Source organism: Streptomyces sp. SS7 (genome assembly GCF_037993025.1).
GTDB lineage: Bacteria > Actinomycetota > Actinomycetes > Streptomycetales > Streptomycetaceae > Streptomyces.
Genome location: NZ_CP141223.1, coordinates 1627824 through 1654225, shown reverse-complemented (window position 1 = coordinate 1654225; position 26402 = coordinate 1627824). Strand labels below are relative to the sequence as shown.

The 26402-nt window shown below is 72.8% G+C and carries 15 protein-coding genes and 1 pseudogene; 3 read left to right on the top strand and 13 right to left on the bottom strand.

Annotated features, from left to right (window positions below; all coding sequences use genetic code 11):
• From U5640_RS07470 to U5640_RS07425, 10 genes are all read right to left on the bottom strand, one after another.
• Complete coding sequence (locus U5640_RS07470; RefSeq protein ID WP_340374996.1) at positions 1 to 1524, bottom strand: right-handed parallel beta-helix repeat-containing protein; 1524 nt, start codon at positions 1522 to 1524, stop codon at positions 1 to 3.
• 16 nt (positions 1525 to 1540) lie between these two features.
• The gene (locus U5640_RS07465; protein WP_340374995.1) at positions 1541 to 3550 is read right to left on the bottom strand and encodes an alginate lyase family protein; all 2010 of its coding nucleotides are present in this window, start codon (positions 3548 to 3550) and stop codon (positions 1541 to 1543) included.
• Complete coding sequence (locus U5640_RS07460) at positions 3547 to 5727, bottom strand: bi-domain-containing oxidoreductase (RefSeq protein WP_340374994.1); 2181 nt, start codon at positions 5725 to 5727, stop codon at positions 3547 to 3549. The genes U5640_RS07465 and U5640_RS07460 overlap by 4 nt, the downstream gene beginning before the upstream one ends.
• Positions 5728 to 5744: 17 nt before the next feature.
• Positions 5745 to 7679, bottom strand: coding sequence for an asparagine synthase (glutamine-hydrolyzing) (gene asnB / locus U5640_RS07455; protein WP_340374993.1), 1935 nt, complete (start codon positions 7677 to 7679; stop codon positions 5745 to 5747).
• 3 nt (positions 7680 to 7682) lie between these two features.
• Positions 7683 to 9206, bottom strand: coding sequence for a Wzz/FepE/Etk N-terminal domain-containing protein (locus tag U5640_RS07450; protein WP_340374992.1), 1524 nt, complete (start codon positions 9204 to 9206; stop codon positions 7683 to 7685).
• On the bottom strand, positions 9203 to 10576 hold the full coding sequence (locus tag U5640_RS07445) for a Wzz/FepE/Etk N-terminal domain-containing protein (RefSeq protein ID WP_340374991.1): 1374 nt from the start codon (positions 10574 to 10576) through the stop codon (positions 9203 to 9205). Before U5640_RS07445 ends, U5640_RS07450 begins: the two co-directional genes overlap by 4 nt.
• Positions 10566 to 11837 (bottom strand): glycosyltransferase family 4 protein, encoded by a 1272-nt coding sequence (locus tag U5640_RS07440; protein ID WP_340374990.1) that lies wholly within the window; start codon positions 11835 to 11837, stop codon positions 10566 to 10568. The genes U5640_RS07445 and U5640_RS07440 overlap by 11 nt, the downstream gene beginning before the upstream one ends.
• Positions 11827 to 13143, bottom strand: a complete 1317-nt coding sequence (locus U5640_RS07435) for a nucleotide sugar dehydrogenase (RefSeq protein WP_340374989.1) — start codon at positions 13141 to 13143, stop codon at positions 11827 to 11829. Before U5640_RS07435 ends, U5640_RS07440 begins: the two co-directional genes overlap by 11 nt.
• 73 nt (positions 13144 to 13216) lie before the next feature.
• Entirely contained in the window at positions 13217 to 14695 is a 1479-nt protein-coding gene (locus tag U5640_RS07430; RefSeq protein WP_340374988.1) for a sugar transferase, read from the bottom strand.
• 643 nt (positions 14696 to 15338) lie between these two features.
• Complete coding sequence (locus U5640_RS07425) at positions 15339 to 16469, bottom strand: magnesium and cobalt transport protein CorA (RefSeq protein WP_340374987.1); 1131 nt, start codon at positions 16467 to 16469, stop codon at positions 15339 to 15341.
• A gap of 330 nt (positions 16470 to 16799) precedes the next feature.
• Between U5640_RS07425 and U5640_RS07420 the strand changes: the two genes are divergently transcribed.
• Complete coding sequence (locus U5640_RS07420) at positions 16800 to 17897, top strand: winged helix DNA-binding domain-containing protein (protein ID WP_340374986.1); 1098 nt, start codon at positions 16800 to 16802, stop codon at positions 17895 to 17897.
• 129 nt (positions 17898 to 18026) lie between these two features.
• Here the strand turns inward: U5640_RS07420 and U5640_RS07415 are convergent, their stop codons facing one another.
• The 3 genes and pseudogenes from U5640_RS07415 to U5640_RS07405 all read right to left on the bottom strand — a co-directional run bounded on the left by U5640_RS07415 (position 18027) and on the right by U5640_RS07405 (position 22997).
• Positions 18027 to 18818 carry a serine protease gene (locus U5640_RS07415; RefSeq protein WP_340374985.1) on the bottom strand — a complete coding sequence of 264 codons (792 nt, stop codon included), beginning with the start codon at positions 18816 to 18818 and terminating at the stop codon, positions 18027 to 18029.
• Positions 18819 to 19061: 243 nt separating this feature from the next.
• Positions 19062 to 21885: pseudogene (locus tag U5640_RS07410) on the bottom strand (AAA family ATPase).
• 272 nt (positions 21886 to 22157) lie between these two features.
• On the bottom strand, positions 22158 to 22997 hold the full coding sequence (locus U5640_RS07405) for a helix-turn-helix transcriptional regulator (protein WP_340374984.1): 840 nt from the start codon (positions 22995 to 22997) through the stop codon (positions 22158 to 22160).
• Between the two features lie 150 nt (positions 22998 to 23147).
• On the opposite strand from U5640_RS07405, the gene U5640_RS07400 reads away from it, so the two are divergent.
• Together U5640_RS07400 and U5640_RS07395 are read left to right on the top strand one after the other, a co-directional pair.
• Positions 23148 to 24818: an AMP-binding protein gene (locus U5640_RS07400; RefSeq protein WP_340374983.1), complete on the top strand. Its 1671-nt coding sequence runs from the start codon at positions 23148 to 23150 to the stop codon at positions 24816 to 24818.
• Positions 24815 to 26401, top strand: coding sequence for an AMP-binding protein (locus U5640_RS07395; protein WP_340374982.1), 1587 nt, complete (start codon positions 24815 to 24817; stop codon positions 26399 to 26401). Before U5640_RS07400 ends, U5640_RS07395 begins: the two co-directional genes overlap by 4 nt.
• The last annotated feature ends 1 nt before the right edge of the window (position 26402 follow it).

Genomic DNA, 26402 nt, shown 5'->3' with positions numbered 1-26402 from the left:
TCAACCACCGTCCCCTGCGCGCAGGGTGCTGCCCGCGTCCTGCCGGTACGGCGCGCCCCGCCACTGCTTGAAGCCGACCGTCCGGCTCGCGTCGTGCACGACGAAGGTCCACGGGCCGACGTAGACGTTGTCGTGCCAGCGGTTGTGCTGCTGTTCGGTGATCGCCTCGGCCACCCGCTCCCCCTGATAGGGCGACCAGTCCGGATAGGTGCCGTAGTTGGACAGCACCGCCATCCGGTCGCACTTCACCGTGCAGTGCAGGACGGACTTGTCCAGCACGAAACGGTTGTCGTGGATGTCCACGCGTTGGGTCTTCCACCGGCAGTCGGAGTACAGCGGCGCCTTGGCGATCGCCGGTTGCACACAGCGCTGGGTGTTCTTCACCAGCAGGGTGCAGTCGCCGGAGGAGGTGTTGGCCGGGCTGTTGCAGAACCGGTCGGCGTTCTCCCACAGGGTGATCCCGGACCAGTTGTCCTCCAGCACGTTCCGATAGATGTCGATCCTGTCCGTGCGGGCCCGGACCCGAGGGTCTCCGCCGGACTCGGACACATAGACGGTGGCGAAGGGGAAGGTGTCGCCCGCGGCGGCGTAGGCACGGCCCTCGACCCAGTTGTTCCGCCGGATCGTGTTGTTCCGGACGACCGCGTTGTAGCTGATCTCGTAGATCAGCGCGGCACCGTCGTTGTCCTCGATCAGGTTGTTCTCGATCAGGAAGTCGTTGTTGTTGGTGTCCGCCCAGAGCCCGGTCCCGCGGTTGTCGTGCACCCAGTTGCCGCGTACGTCCGCACCGTTCACGGCCCAGAACTTGACGCCTCCGGTGCAGCCGCAGTCCGGCCGTTTCCGCTCCCAGTCGTCCGTGTTGTTGCCCACGATCTCGTTGCCCTCGACCACCAGGTCTCGCAGGGCGCCGCCGCCCTTGTAGGCGTTCATGCCGTACTGGCCGTTGTCGCGCAGGCAACTGGCGCGGACCTGCTGGCGGGCGCCGGCCATCAGCCCGGCGCCGGAGTTCTTCCGGATCGTCGCGTGCTCGACCACCCAGCCGTCGGCCGAGTCGTGATTGACCACGCCCTCGTCACGGGGTGCGGCGAACCCCTGCACGGTCAGGTAGCGGATCGTGACGTCGGGGGCGGTGCCGCCGAACGCGTACTGGTTGCTGCCGCGGCCGTCGAGCACCGCGCCCGGTGCGCCGAGGTAGACGTCCCCCTCCTTGGGGGTCACCTGGTCGTAGCGGTCCGACAGGAGCGTGTGCTTGCCGGGTCGCAGCCAGAAGGTGGTGTGCGGGGGACTGCTCTCGGTCTTCGCGGCCAGGTCGCCGGGGACCGCCGGGTCGACCGTCACCGCGCCCGCCGGCGCCTTCGCCGGCCCGGCCGGGGGCTTGGCGCACACCCGGGCCACCGATCCGGAGGGCGCGGAGGTCGGCTTCGGCGCCGCGTCCGTCGTACCGCTGTCACAGCCGGTCGCCGCCAGCAGCGCCAGCACCAGCGGTGCCGCCGGCCAGGCCCGGCGTCGCCACGTGCTCCCCACGCGTCCTCCCCCCTGCCTAACCGTGGAACCCGAGTACGGTGGTGAACCCCTGTGTGCCGACGGCGAAGCCGGTGCCGACCAGCACGGTGGCGGGTTCCCTGCGTCCGAAGCCGGCGGAGTACCAGCCCAGCGGCGGCTCGCTCCCGCCCCGGTGCGCGCTCCACTCCAGCCCCTCGGGCAGGTCGAGCACCGCGGCGCGGTCCTCGCCGTCCCGGGTCCAGGTGAGCCGCGCCCGGTTGCCGGCCAGGTCCGCGGTGATCGCGGGGCCGAGGTGGAAGGCCAGCCGCACGGCCCGGCGCGGGCCGCGCACCTCGTCGACGATCCTCAGCTCCCGGCTCGCGGCCGTCAGCTCCACCTGGCGCCGGTGCACGGAGGGTTCGTAGCCGTCGTGCTCGGCGCACCAGCGGGCCGGGTCCGCGACCAGGACGCGGCTGCGGGCCTGCCGGGTCCACAGGAACGGGCCGCCGGAGACGGACTGGTCGGTGCCGTCCAGCTCCAGGGTGTTGTGGCCGAGGGTCGACCGGAAGTACCGCCGCCACTCGGGCTGCCCGTGGTAGCAGTACGTCCCGGGGTCGGCGAGCACGTCGACCCCGTCGTGCCGGACCTCCACGGACAGCGCGTCGGCGTGGGCGTGCGCGGCGATGGACAGGAACCCGTGCGGACCGCCGTCGCACCGGCACCAGATCTCAGCCGGGTCGGCCGTCCCCGCAGTCCCCGCTCTGTCCGCCGCCTCCGCTGCGTCCGCCGTCCTCCGCGGGGTCCGCAGGATCGTCATGCCCGCGTCGGCGAAATGGGCCGGCCGCTGCGCGGGGCGGGTCACGGCCGGTGCGGTCGCGTCCTGCGCGTACGGCCGGATGAGCGCGGCCAGCAGCGGGGTGCGCACATCGGTGCCGGTCACCTCCGGCCACCAGGAGAGCCGGCCGAAGACGGCGTCCCCGGTGGCCAGCAGCGAGCCCCAGCGGTCGGTGCCCGTACCGTCCACGACCAGACCGTGCCCGTCGTCCGCGTCCCCCTGACGCGGCGGCCGCAGCCGGCTGTCCACGACGGCCGCGAGCGCGTCGGTCATCCGCAGCAGCACCAGCCGGACGGTCGCCGGGACCGGCACACCGGCGGCGTCCGCCTCGGCCACCGCGGCGAGACCCAGTTCCAGCACCAGCCCGTGGTACTCGGTGGCCAGTTCACGGTTGAGACCGGAGAGGAAGGTGTTGGCGCGCAGCTGCCGCTCCAGCGAGCGCAGCGCGTCGGCCCGCCAGCGCGCCGAGGAGGGGAACCAGCCGAACGCGCAGGCCGCCGCGAACTGTCCGGCGTCCTCGGCGATGACGTGGTTGTTCGCCGACGACCCCCGGCTGGGGAAGGCGGCCAGCCAGCGCTGGTGCTGCCAGATCTGCTCCCGCGCCACCGGGTTCTCCTCGAACAGGGCGGACGCGCCCGCCCAGCCGTCGAGCAGCCGGCGGATCCACACCCAGGACAGCAGCCGGATGCCCAGCTCGATGCCGCTGGTCCAGTGCACCCCGCGCAGCGGCGGGTTGGCCGCCCACCACGACCGCAGGTGCGCGGCCACCCGCTCGGCGTACCGCTCGTCCCCGGTGAGCGCGTAGGCGGCGGCGAGCCGGGTGAGGTACTGGTGCCGGGAGGGCTCCCAGATCTGCTTGATGTCCCCGACCGCGTCCTCGTCGCGGTACGGCACGTCGAAGGCGTAGCCCGCCGGCGCCCGGCGCCCGGTCTTCGGGTCGTACCACCAGTCCGGGTCGGCCAGGTCGTCGCGGACCACCCCGAAGAACTCGGCGTGCCCCTCCATCAGCCGGTCCGCCTCGGCGACGAGGCGCTTCGCGGCGTCCGGCGGCACCGACGCGAGGGTCCCCGCGGGCAGGACGGCGGTGAACAGGGCGTCGCCGGTCTCGCCCGGGCCGGCCGGCGGAGCCGAGCGCCACCGGCGCCTGCGCACCGCGTCGGTCACCCGGCCGCCGACCTCGCGCGGCCCCATCCGGGACAGCCGCCGCAGGTACCAGCCCGCGCTCATGCTCATCGCGCCCCCGCCAGCGTCACCGGCACGCCGGCGGCCAGGCCGGCCGGCACGGCGAGGGTGGCCGCCGTGGTGGCGACCAGCGACTCCAGCGGCACGGGCATCGGCCCGCCGGTCCGCACGGCCCTGACGAACGCGGCCAGTTCGGCGGCCTGGCCCTTGTCCCGGGCCTTGGGCAGCCGCGAACTGACCCACCGCTTACGGCTGTGGACCGAGGCGCGCACGAAGTCGTCCAGCCGCAGCACCTTGCCGTCCGCGACGAGGTCCAGGGTCTCCTTGGGGAAGCCGGGCGAGCCGGTGGTGACGTAGCTGATCGTGGCGGTGGAACCGTCCGGGTAGCGCAGCAGGACCTGGAGGTCCTCGGCCCCGGGGGTGGCGACCGCGTACACCGAGACCGGGTCCGCTCCCAGCAGCCAGCTCGCCGTGTCGATGAAGTGGCCGCCCTCACCGGCGAACCGCGAGCCCTCGGTGCCCTGGTGCAGGTACCAGCTGCCGTGCTCCAGCCGTCCCGCGTTCACCAGGTAGCGCAGGCTCGCCGGCCCGGTCCGGGCGCCGAACTCCTTGCGGGCCTCCACCAGGAGCGGTGCGAACCGGCGGTTGAAGCCCACCTGCAGCCGGTCGTTGCCGGACTCCTCCACCGCCGCGAGCACACCGGCCAGTTCGTCCTCGGTCAGCGCGAGGGGCTTCTCCACGAAGACCGTCTTGCCCGCCAGCAGCGCCTTGCGGGTCAGTTCGGCGTGCGAGCTGTGCCGGGTCACCACGAAGACGGCGTCGACCGACCCGTCGCCGAGGACGGCGTCGAGATCGGTGGTCGCGCCGGCGAAGCCGAACTTGCGCTGCGCGTTGGCCGCGGACAGCGCCGTCGTGGTGACGACCGTCGACAGCTCGACACCCTCGCGTCCCGCCAGGTGCGGCAGCAGCATCGACGTCGCGTAGTTCCCCGCGCCGACGAACGCCAGCCGCACCGGCCTCCCGGCGGCCCGCACCGGTGCGGGCTTCCCGGTCACCGCGGGCACGGCGGGCACCGTCACCGCCGGGGCCCCGGCCTCGGCGGTGTGCCCGGGGTACCGGAACAGCACGGCCACCGCCTTCAGTTCGCCCTCCTTCAGCCGCCCGTACGTCTCGACGGCGTCGTCGAAGTCGGCGATGTGGGAGATCAGCGGCTCCACGTCGACCCGGCCGAGGGCGAGGAGATCGAGGAAGCACGCCAGGTTGCGGCGCTCGGTCCAGCGCACGTAGCCGATCGGGTAGTCCCGCCCCTCCAGTTCGTACGAGGGGTCGTAGCGCCCGGGACCGTAGGAGCGGGAGAAGCGGACGTCCAGTTCCTTCTCGTAGTACGCGTTCCACGGCAGGTCCAGACGGCACTTGCCGATGTCGACGACCCGGCCGCGGTCCCGGCTCAGCCGGGCGGCCAGCTCGACGGGCTGGTTGCTGCCGCCGCCGGCGGCCAGATAGACCTGGTCGACGCCGTGACCACCGGTGAGTTCGGCGACGGCGTTCTCCACGGCCGAGGAGGCGGGATCGCCGCAGGCCGCCGCGCCCAGACGCTCGGCCAGCTCGCAGCGCGCGGGGTCGGGGTCGGCCCCGACGACACGGACCCCCGAGGCGGTCAGCAGCTGCACCACCAGCTGTCCGATCAGCCCGAGGCCGATGACCAGCGCCACCTCGCCGAGCCGTGACTCGCCCTGGCGGACGCCCTGCAGTGCGATCGACCCGACGGTGCCGAAGGCCGCGTGGCGCGGATCGAGGCCGTCCGGGACCCGGGTGTAGAGGTTCCTCGGCACCCAGTTCAGCTCGGCGTGCAGCGCGTGCTCGTTGCCCGCGCAGGCCACCAGGTCGCCGACCTTCACGTCGTCGATCCCCGTGCCGACCTCCTCCACCACCCCGCACAGCGAGTAGCCCAGCGGTGTGTAGGAGTCCAGCTTGCCCATCACCTTGCGGTAGGTGGCCGGCACCCCGTTGGTGGCCACGCTCTGCACGACCTTGGCCACCTGGTCCGGCCGGGAACGGGCCTTGCCCAGCATCGACATGCCGGCCTCGGAGACCTTCATCAGCTCGGTCCCGGTGGAGATCAGCGAGTAGGCGCTGCGCACCAGCACCCCGCCCGGCTTGCACCCCGGCACCGGCACGTCGAGCAGGGCCAGCTCGCCGCTCTTGTAGTTCTGTACGACCTGTTTCACCCGAAGTCCTCTTGTCTCTACGCCGTCACGGGAGAGTCCTGGCCGGCCCCGGAGGTCGCGCCGCGATACCAGTACTCGAGGGTCAGCACATGCCACAGATGTTTGGAGAAGTCCCGCTGCCCGGCGGCGTCCTCGGCGACCATGCGCGCCAGCGCGTCGCGGCGCAGCAGCCCGGAACGGACCAGCTCGCCGTTGTCGACCACCTCGCGCACCAGCGGCGCGAGATCCCGGCTCATCCAGGCCCGCAGCGGGGCGCTGAACAGGCCTTTGGGCCGGTACACGATCTCCCGGGGCAGGACCGAGCAGGCCGCCTCCTTCAGCACGGCCTTGCCCTGCCGTCCGACGATCTTGCGGTCGCCGGGCACGGCGAACGCCGCCCGCACCACCTCGACGTCCACGTACGGCACCCGCACCTCGGTCGAGGCGGCCATGCTCGACCGGTCCGTGTAGGCGAGGTTCAGGCCCGGCAGGAACATCCGGGCGTCACCCAGGCACATGCGGTTGACGAAGTCGTCGAGGTCGTTGTCCTCGTACACGTCCGCGTGCTCGGTCAGGACGTCCTCCACCGTCCCGGCCAGGTCCGGATCGATCAGGGCCAGCAGCTCCTCCTGGTCGTACATCGTGTAGCTGCGCCGGAACGCGGTCTCCTCCGGCAGATCGGCGAAGGAGAGGAACCGCTTGGCGAAGCGCACCGACCGGTACCCCCGGCGCGCCGAGGCCACCGGCAGCCGGTCCACGGCCGAGGACAGTCCGCGCCGCAGCGGACGCGGGACGCGCTGGTAGCGCAGCGCGATCTTGTTGGCGAGGTGCTTGCGGTACCCGGCGAACAGCTCGTCGGCGCCCATCCCGGAGAGCAGCACCTTCACCCCGGCCTCGCGGGCGGCCGAGCAGATCAGGAACGTGTTGATCGCGGCGGGGTCGCCGATCGGCTCGTCCAGGTGGTGCGTCATCCGCGGCAGCAGGTCCAGCACGTCCGGAGCGATCTCGATCTCGTGCAGGTCGACGCCGAACCGCTCGGCCACCTGCCGGGCGTACCGCAGGTCGTCCGGCATCGCCTCGAATCTGGCGTCCTCGGCGCGGAACCCGATCGTGTAGGCGGAGATCCCGGGCCGGTCCCGGGCCGCCAGCGCGGTCAGGTAGCTGGAGTCGAGACCGCCGGAGAGGAAGGTCGCCACGGGCACGTCGGAGAGCAGATGGCGCCGGGTCGACTCCTCGACGACGGCCGCGACGTCCGGGAGTTCACCGCTGCGGGCCCGCTCCCGGCCCTCGGCGGCGACGTCCCGCAGGTTCCAGTACCGGCCGCGCTCCACCCGGCCGTCGGGCCGCAGCCGCAGCCAGCTCCCCGGCGGCAGCTTCTCCGCCTCGCGGAACGCGCACCGGGAGTCCGGCACCCAGTAGTAGAGCAGCGAGGCCACCAGCGCCGCGGGGTCCACCTGCAACGACCCGCCCGTCACGGCGGCCAGCGCCTTCAGCTCGGAGGCGAACAGCACACCCTCGCCGCGCCGGAGCAGGAACAGCGGCTTGATACCGAGCTGGTCGCGGGCGAGCACCAGCTCGCCGGTGCGCTCGTCGAAGATCCCGAACGCGAACATGCCGCGCAGCCGGGGCAGACAGTCCGTGCCCCAGCGCCGCCAGGCCTCCAGGAGCACCTCGGTGTCGGAGGTCCCGCGGAAGCGCACCCCGGCGCCCTCCAGCTCGGCACGCAGCTCGGGCGCGTTGTACAGCTCGCCGTTGTACGTCAGGACGAGACCGTCCGAGGCCATCGGCTGGGCGCCGGTCTCCGAGAGGTCGATGATGGCGAGCCGGCGGTGCCCGAGGTGCACCTCGCCGTCGCCGAGGGGGTGGCTGTAGCGGCCCGCCCCGTCCGGACCGCGGTGGGCGAGGGTGTCGGTGAGCCGGTCGGTCACCGCCTTCCCGTCCGGCCATCGGTAAGCTCCTGCGATGCCACACATGTCCTACTGAGCCTCCTGGTCGCTGTCCGGGACCCGCGCCGCCCACAGGGGCAGCCGTTCCGACCGCCGGGGAACCGTCCCCTTCGGCCGGGCCGGCCGCTCGCTCTGGCCGCGCAACGCGGTGTGCAGCCCGTCCCACAGCGTGCCGTCGGTGCGGTCACGGGGATCGGGGTCGATCAGCACCACACCGATCACCGGGATGCGCTGGTCCGCGAGCTGCCGCGCCACGGTGTGCAGCCACGCGGTGCTGCCGTGTCCGGCCCGCACGACGAGCACGGTCCGGGTGCCGAGGTACTGCAGGTCGGTCCACGCCGTGCCGGGCGCCACCGAGCCGACGCCGAGCCGGCGCTCCTGGGGCGACGCGGCCGCGGCGGACTCGCCGCCGACGACGGTGGGGTCGCCCGGCTTCGGACGGCGCCGTGAGAGCTGCGGTCCGGGCAGCCCGTCGACGACGACCACCGGCGGGCCGTCCGCGGCCAGGGCCCGCGCGAGGTCCAGCGCGATCACGCAGGTGTTGCGCGCGCAGCCCAGTTCCAGCAGTGACACGGGTTCCGCGGCGGCGCGCACGGCGCGGGCCAGGGACGTGGTGAGCCGTTCGCGGGCCGAGCGGACCCGGCGGCGCTGCCATCGCCCGCCCGGCCGGTGCGGCAGTTCGGCGATGACCGAGGCGCCGAGGTGCGCGGCGATCTCCCGGCGCAGCACGGGACGGTCCGCCACCACCGCGCCGACCGCGGCCGCCGCGAGCCCGAGGAAGAGCCCGAGGAAGGCCCCGATCCCGGCGTCGGTGGCCGCCGTCCTGGGCAGGGACCGCCGCACCAGCTGCGGGGAGTCCACGATCTGCGTGCCGGCGACGAGCCGCGGCGTGCCGATGCTCGCCTCCGCGGCGCGCTGGCCGAAATCGGTGATCTGCGAGGTGAGTTCGGCCCGGCGCGCGTAGAGCGACTCCAGGTCCGCCGACGACTCCGGCCCGCTCTCCCCGCTGCCGTCCCCGATCGCCTTGTTGACCTGGGCCAGTTGGTCCTTGAGCTGGTCACGCTGGTCGAGCAGGGCCTTGGCCTCGGCGTGCGCGGACTCCTGGATCCGCCGCACGTGGTCGGCGACGAACGCGTCGGCGAGCGCCCTGGCGCGAGCCACCGCCTCCGCGTCGCTGGCCCCGGTCACGGTGATCTGCAGCACGTTGTTGGTCAGTCCGAGGCCGCTGTAGTCCTTCATGAAGTCCTCGGCCTTCTCCTGCGACCCGAGGGACCCGAGGGCCTGGTCGGCGATCCGGGTGGTCTGCAGCAGCGCGACATCGGTGCGGATCAGCGTTCCCGGGTCGTTCGGCTGGTCCTCCTCGTGCGCCACCAGCACCTTCGTCACCGCGGTCGGCGGTGGCGGCAGCAGGAACGCCACCGCCGAGCCGGCGAGCAGCCCCAGCAGCGCCAGGGAGCACCACAGGCGGCGCCGTCTGCGCACCGCGGCCACCAGGACCTGCAGATCGATCAGCGGAGCGGCGGCCGACGACTCCGCTGCCGTACTCGTCGTCACCCTGTGACCCCCGTCGCGTCGTCCAGTTCGCCGTCGAACTCCGCGAGCGCCGGTACGGCGGCACGCCGGGGTCGCTCGGCCGACCGCGTCGCCCGGACCGGACCGGCGAGCACGATGCCGACGACCGCGTGCTTGGCGTCCGCGCACGCCTCGGCGATGCCGGAGAGCTCCCCGGCGGTCCAGCTGCCGGCGCTGACCACGACCAGGGCACCGGACTCGTGGTCGCGGTCCGGCACCATCGGCCGGGACACCGAGACCGCCACCGCGCGCAGCAGCGGATCGCCCCCGGCCTCGACGGCGAGCTGTCCGGCGGCCCGGCGGGCGCTCTCGTCCCCCTCGGGGAAGACGACCAGCAGCCGCCGCGGGGCCGGCTGCTGGTCCCGCAGCCGGGAGCACACCCGCCGGTAGCGGATCTGCCTGCTGGCCTCGTCGCCCGAGCTCTGCGGGGCCGGGAGGTCCCACCGCACGTCGAGGCCCAGCAGCCGGCGGAGCCAGCGCGGGCCCCGGCCGTCCGGCCGCTGCGCGCGCCGTTCGACGGGGACGTCGACCGTGCCCAGCAGCGCCGCGCCCAGCGCCGCGGTGATCTCCTGTTCGCCGCGCAGCCGGCGGCTCATCCGCGCGGCGGTGAGATGCCCGATGACGGCGCACAGGAAGAACAGCAGTGCTCCGCCCGCGATCAGCTGTGTCCTCGTCGGCGGTGCCTCGCCGGTCGGCCGGGCCGCCGACCCCATGACGACCATGTTCTTCGCCTGGTCCTCGGCCGGATCGGCCTGCTCCAGCGTGTTGATGGCCTCGCGCAGCGCGGTGCGCAGCTTCTCCAGCTCGGTGCGGGTCTGCACGCTCTCCACGGTCTGTCCCGGGTCGGCCGCGTTCGCCAGCCTGCTGATCCGGCGGCTGGTGTCCTCCACCGACTTCTGCAGCGCGGCCAGTTCCTGCGCCGCCTCGGGGTCGGCGCTCTCGGCCGCGATCCGCGTGGCGTAGGAGACGAACTCCTTGGCCACCTGGTCGGAGAGCCGCTGGGCGCGCTCCGGCGTCTCCGCCGTACCGGTGATCTTGATGATGTTCCCGTCGGTGGCCTTGGCGCTGACCTGCTTGCGCAGGTCGTTGCCGCTCACCCCGGTCCAGCCGAGGGTGGCGGCCGCGCGGTCGACCACCACCGAACTGGTCGCCACCTCCGTCTGCGTCAGCAGCTCGCGCTCCTCCCACGTCCCCGGCAGCAGCACCGACGCCGAGGTCGTGTAGCGCGGCGGGAACAGCACGGAGGCGCCGTAGCCGACGAGCGCACCCACCAGGGCGAGGAGGGTGAGCAGCCGCCAGCGCCGACGGACGATCCGCCCGATCGTGACCAGGCGTATGGTGTCATCGCTCAATGGTGCGGCCTTCCCCTGCCGGATCCGGGTCACGTGCCGTCACCGGAGTGCGGTCCCGGCACGCGGCGGCGTAGGCGGCGAGCAGTGAGCGCTGTGAGTTGCGCCAGGACAGCGGTCCGCTGATCCGCTCCTGGCCGATCTTGCCCATCAGGGCCCGCTTCTCCGGGTCGTCCAGCAGCCGCGCGACGAGCGCGGCGAACGCGCTCTCGTCGTTGGCGGGGGCGTAGACGGCCGCGTCACCGGCGGAGACCCGCGCCTCCCGGAGGTCGAAGGAGACGAGCGGCCGGCCCATCACCATGTACTCCAGGACCTTGTTCATGGTCGACACGTCGTTGAGCGGGTTGTGCGGGTCGGGGGAGAGGCACACGTCCGCGGTGGACAGGTAGCGCACCAGGTCGGCGTCCGGGATGCGCCCGGTGAACTCCACCTGCTCCGCGAGCCCGAGCCGCCGGGACAGCTCCACCATCGCGTCGAAGGTGTCGCCGGCCCCGACGAACACCGCGTGCCAGTCGGTCCGCCCCACCTCGTCGCGGAGCTTGGCCAGGGCGCGCAGGGCGTAGTCGACTCCGTCCTGCGGGCCCATGACGCCCAGGTAGCACAGCAGATGGGGCTTGCCGCGCTTGAGCTCCGGCTCCGGAGGCACGGGGTGGAAGCGGTCGATGTCGGGTGCGCTGCGCACCACGAAGACGTCCTCCGGCCGGCGTCCGCCACGGCGCACCGCGACGTCGCGGTAGCTCTCGTTGGTGGCGAGCACGACGTCGGCGGCCCGGTAGGTCATCCGTTCCAGCGCGCACACCCCGCGGTAGAGCAGGTCCTGGCCGCGGTCGAACCGGGACAGGTACAGCTCGGGCACCAGGTCGTGCTGGTCGAAGACGAACCGCGCGCCCCGCCGCTTCAGCCACAGCGCTGGCAGGAACAGCAGGTCGGGCGGGTTGCAGGCGTGCACCACGTCGACCGGGCCGACCTTGCGGGCCAGCCGGAGCGTGTGCCACAACGCCGAGCCGTACTCCCGCACGTACCCGGCGGGCCCTCCGGTCGCGGCGCGCAGCGGGTAGCGGTGGATCCGCACCCCGTCGATCTCCGCCTCCGCCTCGGTGTCCCGTCTGGTCCCGCGGGGGCAGATGACGTCCACCGTCCAGCCCGCGTCGCGCAGGGTCGTGCACTCCTGCCACACCCGCCGGTCGAACGGCACCGACAGGTTCTCCACCAGGATCAGCGCGCGCCGGCCCGGCCGCTCGCCCCCGGTCGTGTCACCAAGCAAGGCCCACGTACCCCGGTTCGGCCCGGCGCACGTCGGCGTCGGGAAGGCGGATGAGGTCGACGATCACGGGGCTCCCGCCATGGGGGAGCGCCGCCAGCACGTCCGGGTCCCTGGTCCCGACCAGGCACACCTCGGCGTGGTCGAGCACCTCCTCGACGGAGTCCGCGAGGAGCTGCGCGAGGTGCGGCAGCCGGGTCTCGATGTACTCGCGGTTGGCGCCGAGCAGCCGGGAGAGGCTCACATGGGCGTCGTAGATCTTCAGGTCGTACCCCTTGCCGAAGAGCCGCTCCGCGAGTTCTACGAGCGGGCTCTCGCGCAGGTCGTCGGTGCCGGGTTTGAAGGACAGCCCGAACAGGCCCGCCCGGCGTTTGCCGGTGCGCTCGACCAGCTCCACCGCGCGTTGCAGATGGTCGGAGTTGGAGGGCAGCACGTGCGACAGGATGGGCACCGAGACGTCGGCCCGCTGTGCCGCGTGGACCAGGCTGCGCAGGTCCTTGGGCAGGCAGGAGCCGCCGAAGGCGAAGCCGGGCCGCAGATAGGCGGGGCTGATGTTCAGTTTGCGGTCGGCCAGGAACACGTCCATCACCTGGTGCGAGTCCACCCCGAGCGCCTGGCACACCGCGCCCAGTTCGTTCGCGAAGCCGATCTTCAGGCCGTGGAAGGCGTTGTCCGCGTACTTGATCGCCTCGGCCGTCGGGATCGGCACCCGGAACACCTCGCCGGGCAGGCCGTCGTACAGCGCCAGCACGGTGTCGCCGCTGGCCGCGTCGAGTTCGCCGACGACGGTCTTGGGCGGGTCGAAGAAGTCCCGCACGCTGGTGCCCTCGCGCAGGAACTCCGGGTTGACCGCCACGCCGATGTCCACGCCGGCCGTGCCGCCGACGTACTTCTCCAGGATGGGCACCAGCAGGTTCAGACAGGTGCCCGGGAGCATGGTGCTGCGGAACACGACGGTGTGCCGTCCACCGCGCTCGGCCAGTGCCGCGCCGATCTGCTCGGTGACCCGCTCCAAGTAGGTGGTGCACAGGCTGCCGTTGGGCTCCGACGGGGTGCCCACGCAGACCAGCGACACCTCGCTGTCCATGACCGCCTCGCGGACGTCGCCGGTGGCGCGCAGCGCGCCGGTCCGCACGACGTCGGCGATGAGCTCGCCGATCCGCTCCTCGACCACCGGGGCCTTGCCGTCGTTGACCAGGTCGACCTTCACCTGGTTGACGTCGACCCCGATGACCTCGTGCCCCATGCTGGCCAGGCACGCGGCCGACACGCAGCCCACGTAGCCGAGCCCGAAAACGCTGACCTTCATGACTCGTTCCTCCCCCAGGGCAGGCACTCAGGGCCTGCCGCCGGCCTGCCGGCCGGACGACGATTCCCGCGCATCAGTAGGCCCCCTGCCCGTAGAGCACCGCACGCAGTGTCTTCCACAAGATCACCGTGTCCAGGGCGAGCGACCAGTCCTCCACGTACCGCAGGTCCAGCCGGACCGCCTCCTCCCAGGACAGATCGCTGCGTCCGCTGATCTGCCACAGGCCGGTGAGTCCCGGTTTGACCAGCAGCCGCCGCCGGATGTCCGGGCCGTACGCGGCGGACTCCTCCGGCAGCGGGGGCCGCGGACCGACGAGCGACATCGATCCGGTCAGGACGTTGAACAGCTGCGGCAGCTCGTCGATCGAGTACCGGCGCAGCACCGCTCCCACCCGGGTCACCCGTGGGTCCCGGCGGAGCTTGAACAAGGGGCCCGCGCCCTCGTTGAGTTCGGCGAGCTGGGCCCGTGCCCCGTCCGCCCCGGCGACCATGGTGCGGAACTTGAGGATGGTGAACTCGCGGCCGTCCTTGCCGACCCGGCGCTGGCGGTAGAACGCCCCGCCGCGGCTGTCCATCAGCACGAGCAGCCCGACGCACACCATCAGCGGTGCGAACAGCAGCAGCAGGATCGCCGCGCCCATCCGGTCGACGACCATCTTCACGGCCCGGCGGCCTCCCGTGAAGGTCGGCATGCTGACCCGCAGCAGCGGTATGCCGAGCACCGCGTCGACGTGCAGCCGCGGTCCGGCGACCTCCATCAGCACGGGGGCCACGACCATCTCGGCGTCGGTGCCTTCGAGGTTCCAGGCCAGCCGCTGGAGCCGCCGCGGTGACCAGTGCGGGTCCGGGGTGACCGCGACGACCCGGTAGCCGTCGCCGTGGACGTGCTTGGCGACGTCCCCCAGCCGGCCGACGACCGGCACACCGTCCAGCAGGTCACCGTCGACCCCGGGACCCTCCGTCGTGCACACCGCGTCCACCCGCCAGCCGAGGTGCGGGAACTTGCGGGTCCGGGTGATCAGGTCGTGCACGGTGTCCGGGCTCCCGGCGGCGAGCACCGGCCGCAGACACTGCCCGTCCTTGCGCTGCTTGTGCAGCGAGAGGCGCAGCAGGTACCGCACGGTCATGGTGACCAGCGCGATCGCGGGGATCGCGACGAAGATCCAGAGTTTGATGTTGCGCGAGGTCAGGGCGATCCCGCCGAGCGCCAGCACGACGGTCGCCCCGAACAGCGAGCGCCCGAGCCGGCGGAACTCCTCGGCGCCCTGGCCGAGCACGGCCGGCGCCCACGCACGGCTCACGGCGAGCGACGCCAGCACCAGCAGTTCGGTGCCGAAGGCGAGAATCCCCCATTTCTCGTGCCAGTTGGCCGCGTCGCGGGCCCCGAAGAAGTTGCCGATCGCCGCCACCACACAGGCGGTGGCCACGGTGTCACTGGTGATCACGGTACGGCGGTACCGCTGCTCCCAGTCGACCGCGGGCCGGCTGATTGCTCCGTTCGCCAGACGTCCGCGCGCGGACGTGAACGGGCTGACAAGTCCCCCTTGCCGCACAGAACCCCCCAGGTCCCCAGTGGTTCGACGTGTTCGTCCAACACTGTTGCTCCCGTTGCTCCCCCCACAGGAGGCCCCCGCCTCCCGTGTCTCCCCTCCGGGGCCCCCGCCCCCGCGCCGTGCCGTCGATCCCGGTGAGAGGCCCCCGCCTCCCGCGCATGGCACCGCGGCTGTCTCAGAGCTGCTTGGACTCACCCCGGTGGCAGAGGACTCGCTGGTCCCGCCGGACGCTCGGGGTGTGTGGAACCCGTCGGCACCCCGGATGCTCCCCGCATCCCAAGTCCCGTGCCGGGCTTACGAATTGATCATCCCCACGCTTGACGCCGGGGACGCGACTGCTGGTTTTCCGTAGCGCAGGACCTATTGATCATTACTGGTCGCCTCGTCTCCGAACAGCTGAAGCACGGTCAATCTAGACCATGAAGGCCGGTATGAAGAGAGGATGTGTGTATTTTGTGCTCAACCTTTGAGACTTGATCGCTTTCCCGTTGTCGCGGCGTGTCCGGGTGCTCCGTGGCCGGTCACCGGGGGTGGCGGTGGGTTCCGGCGTGATCACTCAGAGTGGATCAAGGTGTCTGAAGATCATGTACAAAAAGGCTCAAAACACCCTGCCGGGGCTGTCTTTTCGGCCTGCCCGCGCCGCTCAGAGCCAGTCCTTGCGCTTGAAGACGAAGTACAGGGTGGTGCAGACGACCGCCATCAGGACGATCGCGAAGGGGTAGCCGAGGGCCCAGCGCAGCTCCGGCATACGGCTGAAGTTCATCCCGTAGATCGTCCCGACCAGCGTCGGAGCGAACAGGATCGCCGCCCAGGACGAGATCTTCTTGATCTCCTCGTTCTGTTCGAACCCCGCTTCCGCCAACGCCCGCATCTCCGCGTTCTGCTGCTGGGTGACGAGCGTGGCGTTGACGGTGAGGATCTCGGTGAGGGCCTGGCGGAAGCCGTCGACGCGCTCGCTGGTGTGGGTGACGTGGTCGGCCACGTCGCGGAGGTAGCGCTGGAGTTCGTCGTCGGTGCCGTACTTGGAGAAGCCGGCCATCAGGCCGTGCAGCATGCCCACCAGCGGACGGGTCGCGCGCTGGAACTCGACCATCTCGCGGGAGAGTTCGTAGATCCGGCGGGACACCTCCGGATCACCCCGGAAGACCTCCGTCTCGATCTCGTCGATGTCGTTCTGCACGCCCGACACGACCGGCGCGTAGCCGTCGACGACCGCGTCGAGTATGGCGTACAGGACCGCCTCGGGCCCGAGCTTCAGCAGGTCCGGACTGTCCTCCATGCGCCGGCGGACCGCCGACAGGTCCGGCGCCGCGCCGTGCCGGACCGTGATGACGAAGTCCGGGCCGACGAAGAGGTGCAGCTCGGCGAAGTCGATCTCCTCGGGCGCGTCCAGGTAGCGGGCGGCCCGCAGCACGACGAAGAGGGTGTCGCCGTAGCGCTCCAGTTTCGGCCGCTGGTGTGCCTCCTTGGCGTCCTCGACCGCCAGCGGATGCAGGCCGAACTCGGCCGCCAGCGAGTGCAGTTCGCCCTCGGTGGGGCGGGCCAGCCCGATCCACGCCATACCGGCCGGCTGCTCGCGCAGCGCCCGGTAGGTCTCCGCCAGCCCGGCCGGGGCGTACACCCGGACGCCGTCGCGGTAGAGCACCGCCTGCACCACACTGGCGACCTCGCCGTGCTCCGGCGGCTCGGGGTCCGGCGGACCCGGCCGGGGCGGCTCGGGCGGCGGCGCGGTACGGCGCCAGACGGACCTGCGGGTACGGGGGCGCTCGGGCATCGCGGCTGCCTTCCGGTCGCGGGGGTCGAGCCTACGTCCGCGTGATCACAGCGCAGGATATACGGGACCCACGGCGCCCGGGACGACGGCCCGGGACCCGGCCCCGGCTGCGCGGGGCGGCGGGTGAGGACAGGAACTGTCCTCTTTCCCGGCTGGTGCCGTGACCGGCAAGGTTTGCCGGGAAGCTCGCGGCGTCCGGTGCGGTGCATCGCAAGGCGGAGCGTCGCCCGCGTACGGGGTGTACTCGGGTGATGCGACAACGCGGCGAGGTGCCGTGCCGGGCGTCGCGAGCCGGTGAACCTTTCCGGTCACGGCACTAGCTTGCCCTCCATGACGAACACCGGCCCCGTGCTCTCCGCCCGCGCCCTCAACCGCGCGACCCTCCACCGGCAGCTCCTCCTGCGGCCCGCCGCGCTGCCGGTGGGGGCGGCCGTCGAGCACCTGCTGGGACTCCAGGCGCAGAACGTGCGGCCGCCGTACCACGCCCTCGCCGCGCGGCTGGAGGGCTTCGCCCCCGAACGGCTGTCGGCGCTGATGGCGGACCGCGACGTGGTCCGGATCGTCACCCTGCGCTCGACCGTCCACACCCATACCGCCGAGGACTGCCTCACCCTGCGGCCGTTCGTCCAGCCCGCCCGGGACCGCGAGCTGACCCTCTTCCGCACCGGGCTCGCCGGCGTCGACCTCGACCGGCTCGCCGTCCTCGCCCGGGAGCTCGTCGAGGCCGAGCCGCGCACCATGAAGCAGCTGCGCGAGGCCCTCTCCGCCGAGTGGCCGGAGGCCGACGCGCAGTCCCTGGCCGTCGCCGCCCGCTGCCGGCTGCCCCTCGTCCAGGTCACCCCGCGCGGACTGTGGGGCAGGAGCGGACAGGTCGCCCTCACCACCGCCGAGCACTGGCTCGGCCGGCGCGCGCAGGAGCCGGCCGCCCCGGAGACCGTCGTCCGGCGCTACCTCGCCGCCTTCGGCCCCGCGTCCGTCCGGGACATGCAGACCTGGGCCGGACTCACCCGGCTGCGTCCGGCCTTCGAACGCCTGCGGCCCGCGCTCCTCACCTTCCGGGACGAGCGCGGCACCGAGCTCTTCGACCTCCCGGACGCCCCGCGCCCCGACCCCGACACCCCCGCCCCGCCCCGCTTCCTCCCCGAGTTCGACAACCTGCTGCTCTCGCACGCCGACCGCACCCGGGTGGTCCCGCCCGCCCTGCACGGCCGCGCCTGGCAGGGCAATCAGGCGTATCGCACCCTCCTCGTCGACGGCTTCCTCGCGGGCCTGTGGAAGCCGGCCGAGGACGCCCTCGTCATCGAGCCGTTCGGGCGGCTCACCCGCGACCAGCGGGCGGCGGTGACCGCGGAGGCGGAGCGCATGCTGCGGGTGCTGCACCCGGGGACGCCGTACGACATCCGGTTCGGCACCGTCGTACCCCGGTAGCCCCTGGACGGGGGCGGGGCATGGAAAGGGGGCGCTGCGGGCCGCTCGTGGAGGCTCGCAGCGCCCCCTGGTCTTCACCTGAGGGGTGCTCAGGACTTCTCGCGGGTCACTCGTCCGCCGGCTCGTCGCCTACGAGTTGACCTGCGCGGTGACGAGGCTGGAGAAGGTGGTCAGCCGGGTGTACACACCCGGGTAACCGGCCTCCGCACAGCCCTCGCCCCATGAAGTGATCCCTGCCAGGACGCCCCCGATGAGCAGGGGACCGCCGCTGTCGCCCTGGCAGGTGTCTACACCGCCGGATGTGTATCCGGCGCAAACCATGTCGGTCGCGACGAAGTCGGAACCGTAGGAGGAGCGGCAGCTGGAGTCGGACACGACCGGGACGGTCGCGGTCCGCAGCTGGTTGGAGGAGCTGCCGTTCTCCGAGGTGGTGCCCCAGCCGAGGATGCGGGCCGTGGTGCCGGCCGCGTACACACCGGTCTGGGACGAGGAGACGTACGACGCCGGGGTGTAGGACATCGAGGTTGCCAGGGTCAGGACGGCCACGTCGTCACCGTTGGTGGCGTCCGTGTAGTCCGGGTTGATCCAGATCTTGCTCACGCGGCTGACCGTGCCGTTGGTGCCGTTCAGATAGGTGCGGCCGCCGACGACCCGCACACTTCCGGTGGTCTCGCCGACCATGCAGTGGGCCGCCGTGACCACCTTGGTGGCCGAGACCAGGGTGCCGCCGCAGAACTGGTTCTGCGAGGCGTCGGTGATCTGCATCATGAACGGGTACGCCGTCGTGGTGGTGGTCGTGCCGCCGACGATCGGCTGCGGCGCTGCGACAGCGGTGGGGGCGCTGAGCAGAGCCGTCGCCGCCGCGGCGGCGGTGGCCGCGACGAGCGCCGCGGCCTTCTTGGCACGGTTGAGCGCGAACATGCGTCTCCTTGTGGGGATTTGCCGGTGGGGGATCGCGCGGGTGTGGTGTGGGGGGTGTGGTGCACGGGGGTCGCAGGACCGACCCCCGTGTGCCCGGCCGATCGGCACATCCCCAACGCTAGGCGCCGCAGCAGCCTCCTCCCAATGAGGGAACCCCCTAGGGGCGTCGGGGCAGGGAAAACCCTCGGTCGGTCCGCGGGCGCCCCTCGTCACCCCGCGTACGGCAGTTAACCCCCGTGTCGCTCACTTCGCGTGACGCCCCGCCGCCAGCCGGACGATGTCCACCCGGGAGCGGATCCCGAGCTTGCGGTAGACCCGGGTGAGGGTCGCCTCGACCGTCTTGACGCTGATGAACAGCCGTGCCGCGATCTCCCGGTTCGTCGCCCCCTCCATGACCAGCGCCGCCACCTGACGCTCCATCGAGGCCAGGCCTTCGAGGGCGTCGGAGGGCGGCGGCGGCCCCTGCGGGGGGACCGCCGCCGGCTCGCCCGCGCCCGCCGCCGCGGCCGCGTCGACCTGCCGCAGCCAGGGCAGCGCCCGGCACCGCCGGAACAGCCGTGCCGCCTCGTCGTACGACGTCGGACCGGGCCGTGGGGCGCGCAGCCGGGCCAGGGCGAACGCGGCCCGTGCCTCCTCCAGGCCGTATCCCAGCTTCGCCAGCCGGTCCTGAACGGACGTCAGCCGGGCCAGCGCCCCCTCGTGGTCGCCGTGCGCGGCCCGGACGAGGGCCTCCGCCCGGTCGAGGACCGCGAGGACGCTCTCCCGGCCGAGCCGCAGCGCCTGCTCGCGGGCGACGTCGATGACGTCCTGCGCCTCGCCCGGCTCGCCGACGCGGACCAGGGCCTCGGCGAGGTCGCCGTGCCAGCGGCCACGGGCCGGGTCGGTGATGCGCAGCCCCGTCTCCAGCTCCCGCACCCGGCGCAGCGAGCCGACCGCGGCCGCCGCGTCGCCGGCCACGAGCTGGGCGTGGCCCAGCGCGGCCAGGGCGCGCGAGAGGTACATCTGGTCGCCGTCCTCCTCGGCGCGGCCGGCGGCCTCCCGGGCGAGGACCAGCGCCCGGTCCAGGTCGCCGCCGGAGGCCTCGGCGAGCGAGGCGAGCATCGCGGACGCGCCGAGGCCGATGCCGGCGTCGCGGGCCAGCCTGAGGCTCTCGCGGGACAGGTCGAGGGCGCGTCCGCAGTGTCCGGAGCGCAGTTCGGTCTCGGCGAGGAAGCGCTGGAAGTGCACCTCGCTCTCCACCATGCCGCGCCGGCGCACCTCGCGCAGCAGCGCGGTGATGGTGGCGCGGGCCTCGGGCAACTGGTCGCTCATGAGCAGCCAGCGGAACCGGGCGGCGCCGACGCCGTTGTGATGGCACGCCACGTACGGGTCCTGAGGCTCCCTCAGCGCCCGTTTGATGGTGGCGGGCGCGTTCGGATGGCCCATCAGGGTCTCGGTGTGGGCCTGGAAGGACAGCGACATCAGCTCGGTGCGCCGGTCGCCGCCGCGCTCGGCCAGCTCCGCCGCGTGGGCGGCCTCCTGGCGGGCCTCGGAGAAGTCCCCCTCCACGATCAGCTTGCGCCAGGCCAGGTGGTAGTGGACCAGCGCCAGCAGCCGGGGGTCGTCGCCGGCGTCGGCGAGGGCCTGGGGGAAGACGGCGTCGACGTCGCCGAGGGCCTGCCCGGCGGACTCGATCACCACCTCCCAGGCGCGGATCCGGTCGGCGGCCACGGTGGCCCGGGTCAGCACCTCGCGGGCGATGTCCCGCGCCAGGTCCACCTCGCCGGCGGTGATCGCGTCCTCGGCCGCCTTCAGCCGGTGCTCGTCCGGGGCGGGGGTGCCGTCCGGCGGGGTGTGCCGGGCGGCGAGCAGCCCGAGGGAGGCGGCGACGGACGGGGCGCCGCGGTCACGGGCGAGGGCCGCGGCCTCGGCGAGCCGGGCGGCCACCTCCGGGTCGGTGCCGGTGGCGGCGAGGGCGAGGTTGCGGGCCCGCTCGATCGGGTCGGAGGCGGCGGTGGAGAGCGCGGCGTGCGCGGCCCGGCGCTCCTGCAGGGGCGCCTCCGCGTACAGCGCCGCCGAGATCAGCGGGTGCGCGAACCGTACGGCGGGGCCCTCGGGCTCGGTCGCCAGCAGACCGAGTGCGGCGGCCTGGGCGGTCTCGGCCTCGGCGTTCTCCCGGCCGGCCGCGTGCAGCAGGGCCAGCGTGGGGCGGGCGCCGGCGCTGGCCACCAGCAGGGTGCGGCGGGCCCCGTCGGAGAGCATGTCGAGGCGGCTGAGCACCAGGGCGCGCAGCGAGGTCGGCACGGGGAGCGGTTCGCCGGGCCGCGGCGGGGTCGGGTTCTCGCCGAGCGCCCGGCCGAGTTCCAGCGCGAACAGGGGGTTGCCGCCGCTGGTGCGGTGGATCTCGCGGACCGTGGAGCGGGGCAGATCGGTGTAGCCGCGGTGGTCGAGCAGGGCGGAGACCTGGGCGCGGGAGAGCGGGTTGAGGCGGACGGCGAGGGTGTCGGGCGGGGACGCGCGTAGATGGCGGTCGTACTCCTGGCCCTCGGTGCGGACCGCGCAGAGCAGCTGCACCGGGGTGTCGCCGAGGCGGCGGGCGGCGAAGCCGAGGAGTTCGGCGCTGGCCGAGTCCAGCCACTGGAGGTCGTCGGCCACGAGCAGGACCGGGCCGGAGGCCGCGAGGGCACGCAGGGCGGAGAGCACGGCGAGACGCAGGGCGAGGCCGTCGCGCTGCAGGGTGGACTCTCCGCGGCCGGTCAGGGCCGATTCCAGCGCGGTGCGCTGCGCCGTCGGCAGCTTGTCCGAGATCTGGTCCAGCGACCAGGCCGAACAGGTCGGCCAGGGCCAGGAAGGGGAGGTGGGATTCGGACTCGGTCGCCGAGCAGCGCAACACGGTGTGCGCGGCGTCGCCGTAATCCGCGGCCAATGCCCGCAGCACGGTCGACTTTCCTATTCCGGCGGGGCCGTGGAGCAGCACACTGCCGCCGCGCGCGAGCTGGTCACGGGCGGAGCCGAACAGCTCGTCCCTGCCTATGACCAGGTCGGGGCGGCTCCTGGCAGGCTCCTTGAAGTCCCGTCGCACGGTCACCGCTCCCTTCCGAGTGTCGTGTCCGGGCCAAATTCTAGGCAACGTCTCTTTGAAATTCGGGGAGACGGCCGGGTGAGGGAGATAACAACGTTACGCATAAGTAAATTCACTGCTGCGACGGCTGAATGAGTAGTCGTCGTGGCAGCCCCTCCCTGGCTTGAACCCAGCGGTCCGCACCTCCCGCGCTCCGGGTGCCGCGACAGGTGTGGGAGCACTCTTCCATGCCGTTGTTACCGACGGGAACCACTCGTGTCGGGCAAGACGGACTCGACCTACGGCAGGAGCCCCGACCGGCGGGCCGCCGCCACCGCCTCGCCACGGGTGTGGGCACCCAGGCGGCGCATCGCCGAGCGCAGATAGGCCTTCACCGTCTCCGGGCGCAGGCCGAGCCGCTCGGCCGCGGACGCGTTCGTCGCCCCCGCCGCCACACACGCGAGGACGTCCAGCTCGCGCGGGGCCAGCGCGACCCGCTCGGCGGCCTCGCCCGGCGTCAGCAGGCCGCACGCCTGGAGCAGCTCCGCCCGCAGCGCCGGGTCACCGATCCGCGGGGCCAGCGCCCGCAGCGCGGCATGCGCCTCGCGCACCTGCTCCCAGCCGGGCCCCGGCCCGGGCGCGGGGTTCGCAGCGGACCCCGGCCGGGCCTCGGCCAGCAGCCCGCGCGCCTCGTCCTCGACGACCAGCGCCTGCTCCACGTCCCGCGCCACGTCCACGGCCGCGCTCAGCGTGCGGTCGCCGAGCGGCTGGGCGGTGCGCAGGGCGCCGTACAGCACCCCGCGCACCCGGCGCCGTACCACCACCGGGATCGCCAGCACCGAGCGCAGACCCTCCTCGGCCACCGCCGCGTCGTACTCGTGGCTGATCTGCTGGGAGAGCGAGTAGTCGGTCACCGCGCACGGACGGGCCCGCGCGACCGCCTTGCCGCCCAGGCCGTTGCCCGAGATCACATGGAGGCCGCTGAGCGCGAACGTGGTCGCGCCGCTGAACTCGCTGATCCGCATCCGGGCACGCCCCGGCTCCACCAGGCCGCCGAAGGCGACCGGCAGCCCCGTCGTGCGCCGCAGGCGCGCCAGCGCCCCGCGGATCTCCGCCGTACCGGCTGGGTCTGCTGCCACGTCCTCGCCCTTTCCGCGTGGCTGGGGATGATCCCACACGTCACCCCTGCGCGCCGCACTCCCCCCGTTCGGGGGTAGTGAGACCTGCATCACGGATTACACGATGGCAGAGAGCCGCCCGGCAATGGCCCGGCACCTAGGAGGACATCGATGACGACGGCCACCGAGCAGTTCCGCAGGGCACGGGACTTCCTGCTGGAACACCGTGAGGACTACACCGCCGCCTACGAGGGCTTCGACTGGCCCCGCCCCGAGCACTTCAACTGGGCCCTCGACTGGTTCGACGTCATCGCGCGCGGCAACGACCGCACCGCCCTGCACATCGTCGAGGAGGACGGCACCGAGACCCGGCTGACCTTCGCCGAGCTGTCCGACCGCTCCGACCGGGTCGCCGGCTGGCTGCGCGGGCGCGGGGTCGCCGCCGAGGACCGGATCCTCGTCATGCTCGGCAACCAGGTCGAACTGTGGGAGACCGCGCTGGCCGCGATGAAGCTGCGCGCCGTCGTCATCCCCGCCACCCCGCTGCTCGGCCCCGCCGACCTGCGCGACCGCGTGGAGCGCGGCCGGGTCGCGCACGTCGTCGTGCGCGCCGAGGACAGCGGCAAGTTCGACGAGGCGCCCGGCGGCTACACCCGGATCGCGGTCGGCGGCGCGCCCGAGGGCTGGCAGGCGTACGAGGACGCGTACGCCGCGCCCGCCGGCTTCACCCCCGACGGACCCACCCTCGCCGACGACCCCCTGATGCTGTACTTCACCTCCGGCACGACCGCCCGCCCCAAGCTGGTCGAGCACACCCACACCTCCTACCCCGTCGGGCACCTGGCGACCATGTACTGGATCGGGCTCAAGCCCGGAGACGTGCACCTGAACATCTCCTCGCCGGGCTGGGCCAAGCACGCCTGGTCGAACCTCTTCGCCCCGTGGAACGCGGAGGCGACCGTCTTCATCCACAACTACACGCGCTTCGACCCGGTCCGGCTGATGGCGGAGATGGACCGGGCCGGTGTCACCACCTTCTGCGCCCCGCCCACCGTGTGGCGCATGCTCATCCAGGCCGACCTGACCCAGCTCGCCACCCCGCCCAGGGAGGTGGTGGCGGCCGGCGAGCCGCTCAACCCCGAGGTGATCGAGCAGGTGCGGCGGGCGTGGCGGGTGACGATCCGCGACGGCTTCGGACAGACGGAGACGGCCGTGCAGGTCGCCAACAGCCCCGGGCAGGAACTGAAGACGGGCTCGATGGGCCGGCCGAGCCCCGGCTACCGGGTGGAACTGCTGGACCCCGTCTCGGGCGCGCCCGGCGCCACGGAGGGCGAGATCGCGCTCGACCTCGCGGCCCGGCCGGTGGGCCTGATGACCGGCTACCACGGCGACGCGGACCGTACGGCGGAGGCGATGGCCGGCGGCTACTACCGCACCGGCGACATCGGCGCCCGCGACGCCGACGGCTACATCACCTACGTGGGCCGCGCCGACGACGTGTTCAAGGCCTCCGACTACAAGATCAGCCCGTTCGAGCTGGAGAGCGCGCTGCTGGAGCACGAGGCGGTCGCCGAGGCGGCCGTCGTCCCCGCGCCGGACGCGCTGCGCCTCGCCGTGCCGAAGGCGTACGTGGTCCTCGCGGAGGGCTGGCAGCCGGGTCCGGACACGGCGAAGGTGCTCTTCGAGCACTCCCGTGAGGTCCTCGCCCCCTACAAGCGCATCCGCCGCCTGGAGTTCGCCCCGCTGCCCAAGACCGTCTCCGGCAAGATCCGCCGGATCGAGCTGCGGGAGGCGACGGCCGTCGGCTCGGCCGAGGAGTACCGCGAGGAGGACTTCCGGTGACGGCCCTCTCCTACGCCCACGGCACCGGCGACACCGCCCTGCTCGGCGACACGATCGGCGCGAACCTGGACCGGGCGGTGGCCGCCTGGCCGGACCGCGAGGCGCTGGTCGACGTGGTCTCCGGACGGCGCTGGACCTACGCCCGGTTCGCCGCCGATGTCGACGAGCTGGCGTACGCCCTGGTCGCGAGCGGGATCGCCAAGGGCGACCGGGTGGGCATCTGGGCGGTCAACTGCCCGGAGTGGGTCCTGGTCCAGTACGCCACCGCCCGCATCGGGGCGATCATGGTGAACATCAACCCGGCCTGTCGCACGCACGAGGTGGAGTACGTCCTCAACCAGGCGGGGGTCCGCCTGCTCGTCGCCTCGCTGCGGCACAAGGGCAGCGACTACCGGGCGATGGTCGAGCAGGTGCGGGGCAGGTGCCCGGAGCTGGCGGAGACCGTCTTCATCGGCGATCCGAGCTGGCAGGCCCTGATCGCGCGGGCCACGCCGGTGCCCTTCCCGGACCTGTCCTGCGACGACCCCATCAACATCCAGTACACCTCGGGGACCACGGGTTTCCCCAAGGGGGCCACCCTCTCCCACCACAACATCCTCAACAACGGCTACTTCGTGGGCGAGTTGGTCGCCTACACCGAGCAGGACCGGATCTGCGTCCCGGTGCCCTTCTACCACTGCTTCGGCATGGTCATGGGCAATCTCGCGGCCACCTCGCACGGCGCCTGCGTGGTGATCCCGGCCCCCTCCTTCGAACCGCGGGCCACCCTGGAGGCGGTCCAGCGGGAGCGCTGCACCTCCCTGTACGGCGTGCCGACGATGTTCATCGCAGAGCTCAACCTCCCCGACTTCGCGACCTACGACCTCTCTTCCCTGCGCACCGGCATCATGGCGGGCTCGCCCTGCCCGGTGGAGGTGATGAAGCGGGTCGTGTCGGAGATGAACATGGCCGAGGTGTCGATCTGTTACGGCATGACCGAGACCTCGCCCGTCTCCACCCAGACCCGCCGCGACGACGACCTGGGCCACCGCACCGGAACGGTCGGCCGGGTCCTCCCGCACATCGAGGTGAAGGTCGTCGACCCGGCGACCGGGGTCACGCAGCCGCGCGGCGCTGCGGGCGAGCTGTGCACCCGTGGCTACAGCGTGATGCTCGGCTACTGGGAGGAGCCCGGCAGGACCGCCGAGGCGATCGACGCGGGCCGCTGGATGCACACCGGGGACCTGGCGGTGATGCGCGAGGACGGCTATGTGGAGATCGTCGGCCGCATCAAGGACATGATCATCCGGGGCGGCGAGAACATCTACCCCCGAGAGATCGAGGAGTTCCTGCACGGCCACCCGAAGATCCAGGACGTCCAGGTGGTCGGCGTCCCGCACGAGCGGTACGGCGAGGAGGTCCTCGCCTGTGTCGTCCCGGCCGACCCGGGCGACCCGCCGACCCTGGAGGAAGTGCGCGCCCACTGCGAGGGGCGGCTCGCGCATTACAAGGTGCCCAGCAGGCTCCAGGTGCTCCAGGCCTTCCCGATGACCGTCTCCGGCAAGGTCCGCAAGATCGAGCTGCGGCAGACGTACGGCTCCTGAC

Bases quoted from the DNA above. Each gene is read 5' to 3' on its own strand.
- U5640_RS07465 (WP_340374995.1), bottom strand. From the start codon at position 3,550: ATGAGCATGAGCGCGGGCTGGTACCTGCGGCGGCTGTCCCGGATGGGG.
- asnB (WP_340374993.1), bottom strand. From the start codon at position 7,679: ATGTGTGGCATCGCAGGAGCTTACCGATGGCCGGACGGGAAGGCGGTG.
- U5640_RS07435 (WP_340374989.1), bottom strand. From the start codon at position 13,143: ATGAAGGTCAGCGTTTTCGGGCTCGGCTACGTGGGCTGCGTGTCGGCC.
- U5640_RS07425 (WP_340374987.1), bottom strand. From the start codon at position 16,469: ATGCCCGAGCGCCCCCGTACCCGCAGGTCCGTCTGGCGCCGTACCGCG.
- U5640_RS07420 (WP_340374986.1), top strand. From the start codon at position 16,800: ATGACGAACACCGGCCCCGTGCTCTCCGCCCGCGCCCTCAACCGCGCG.
- U5640_RS07415 (WP_340374985.1), bottom strand. From the start codon at position 18,818: ATGTTCGCGCTCAACCGTGCCAAGAAGGCCGCGGCGCTCGTCGCGGCC.
- U5640_RS07400 (WP_340374983.1), top strand. From the start codon at position 23,148: ATGACGACGGCCACCGAGCAGTTCCGCAGGGCACGGGACTTCCTGCTG.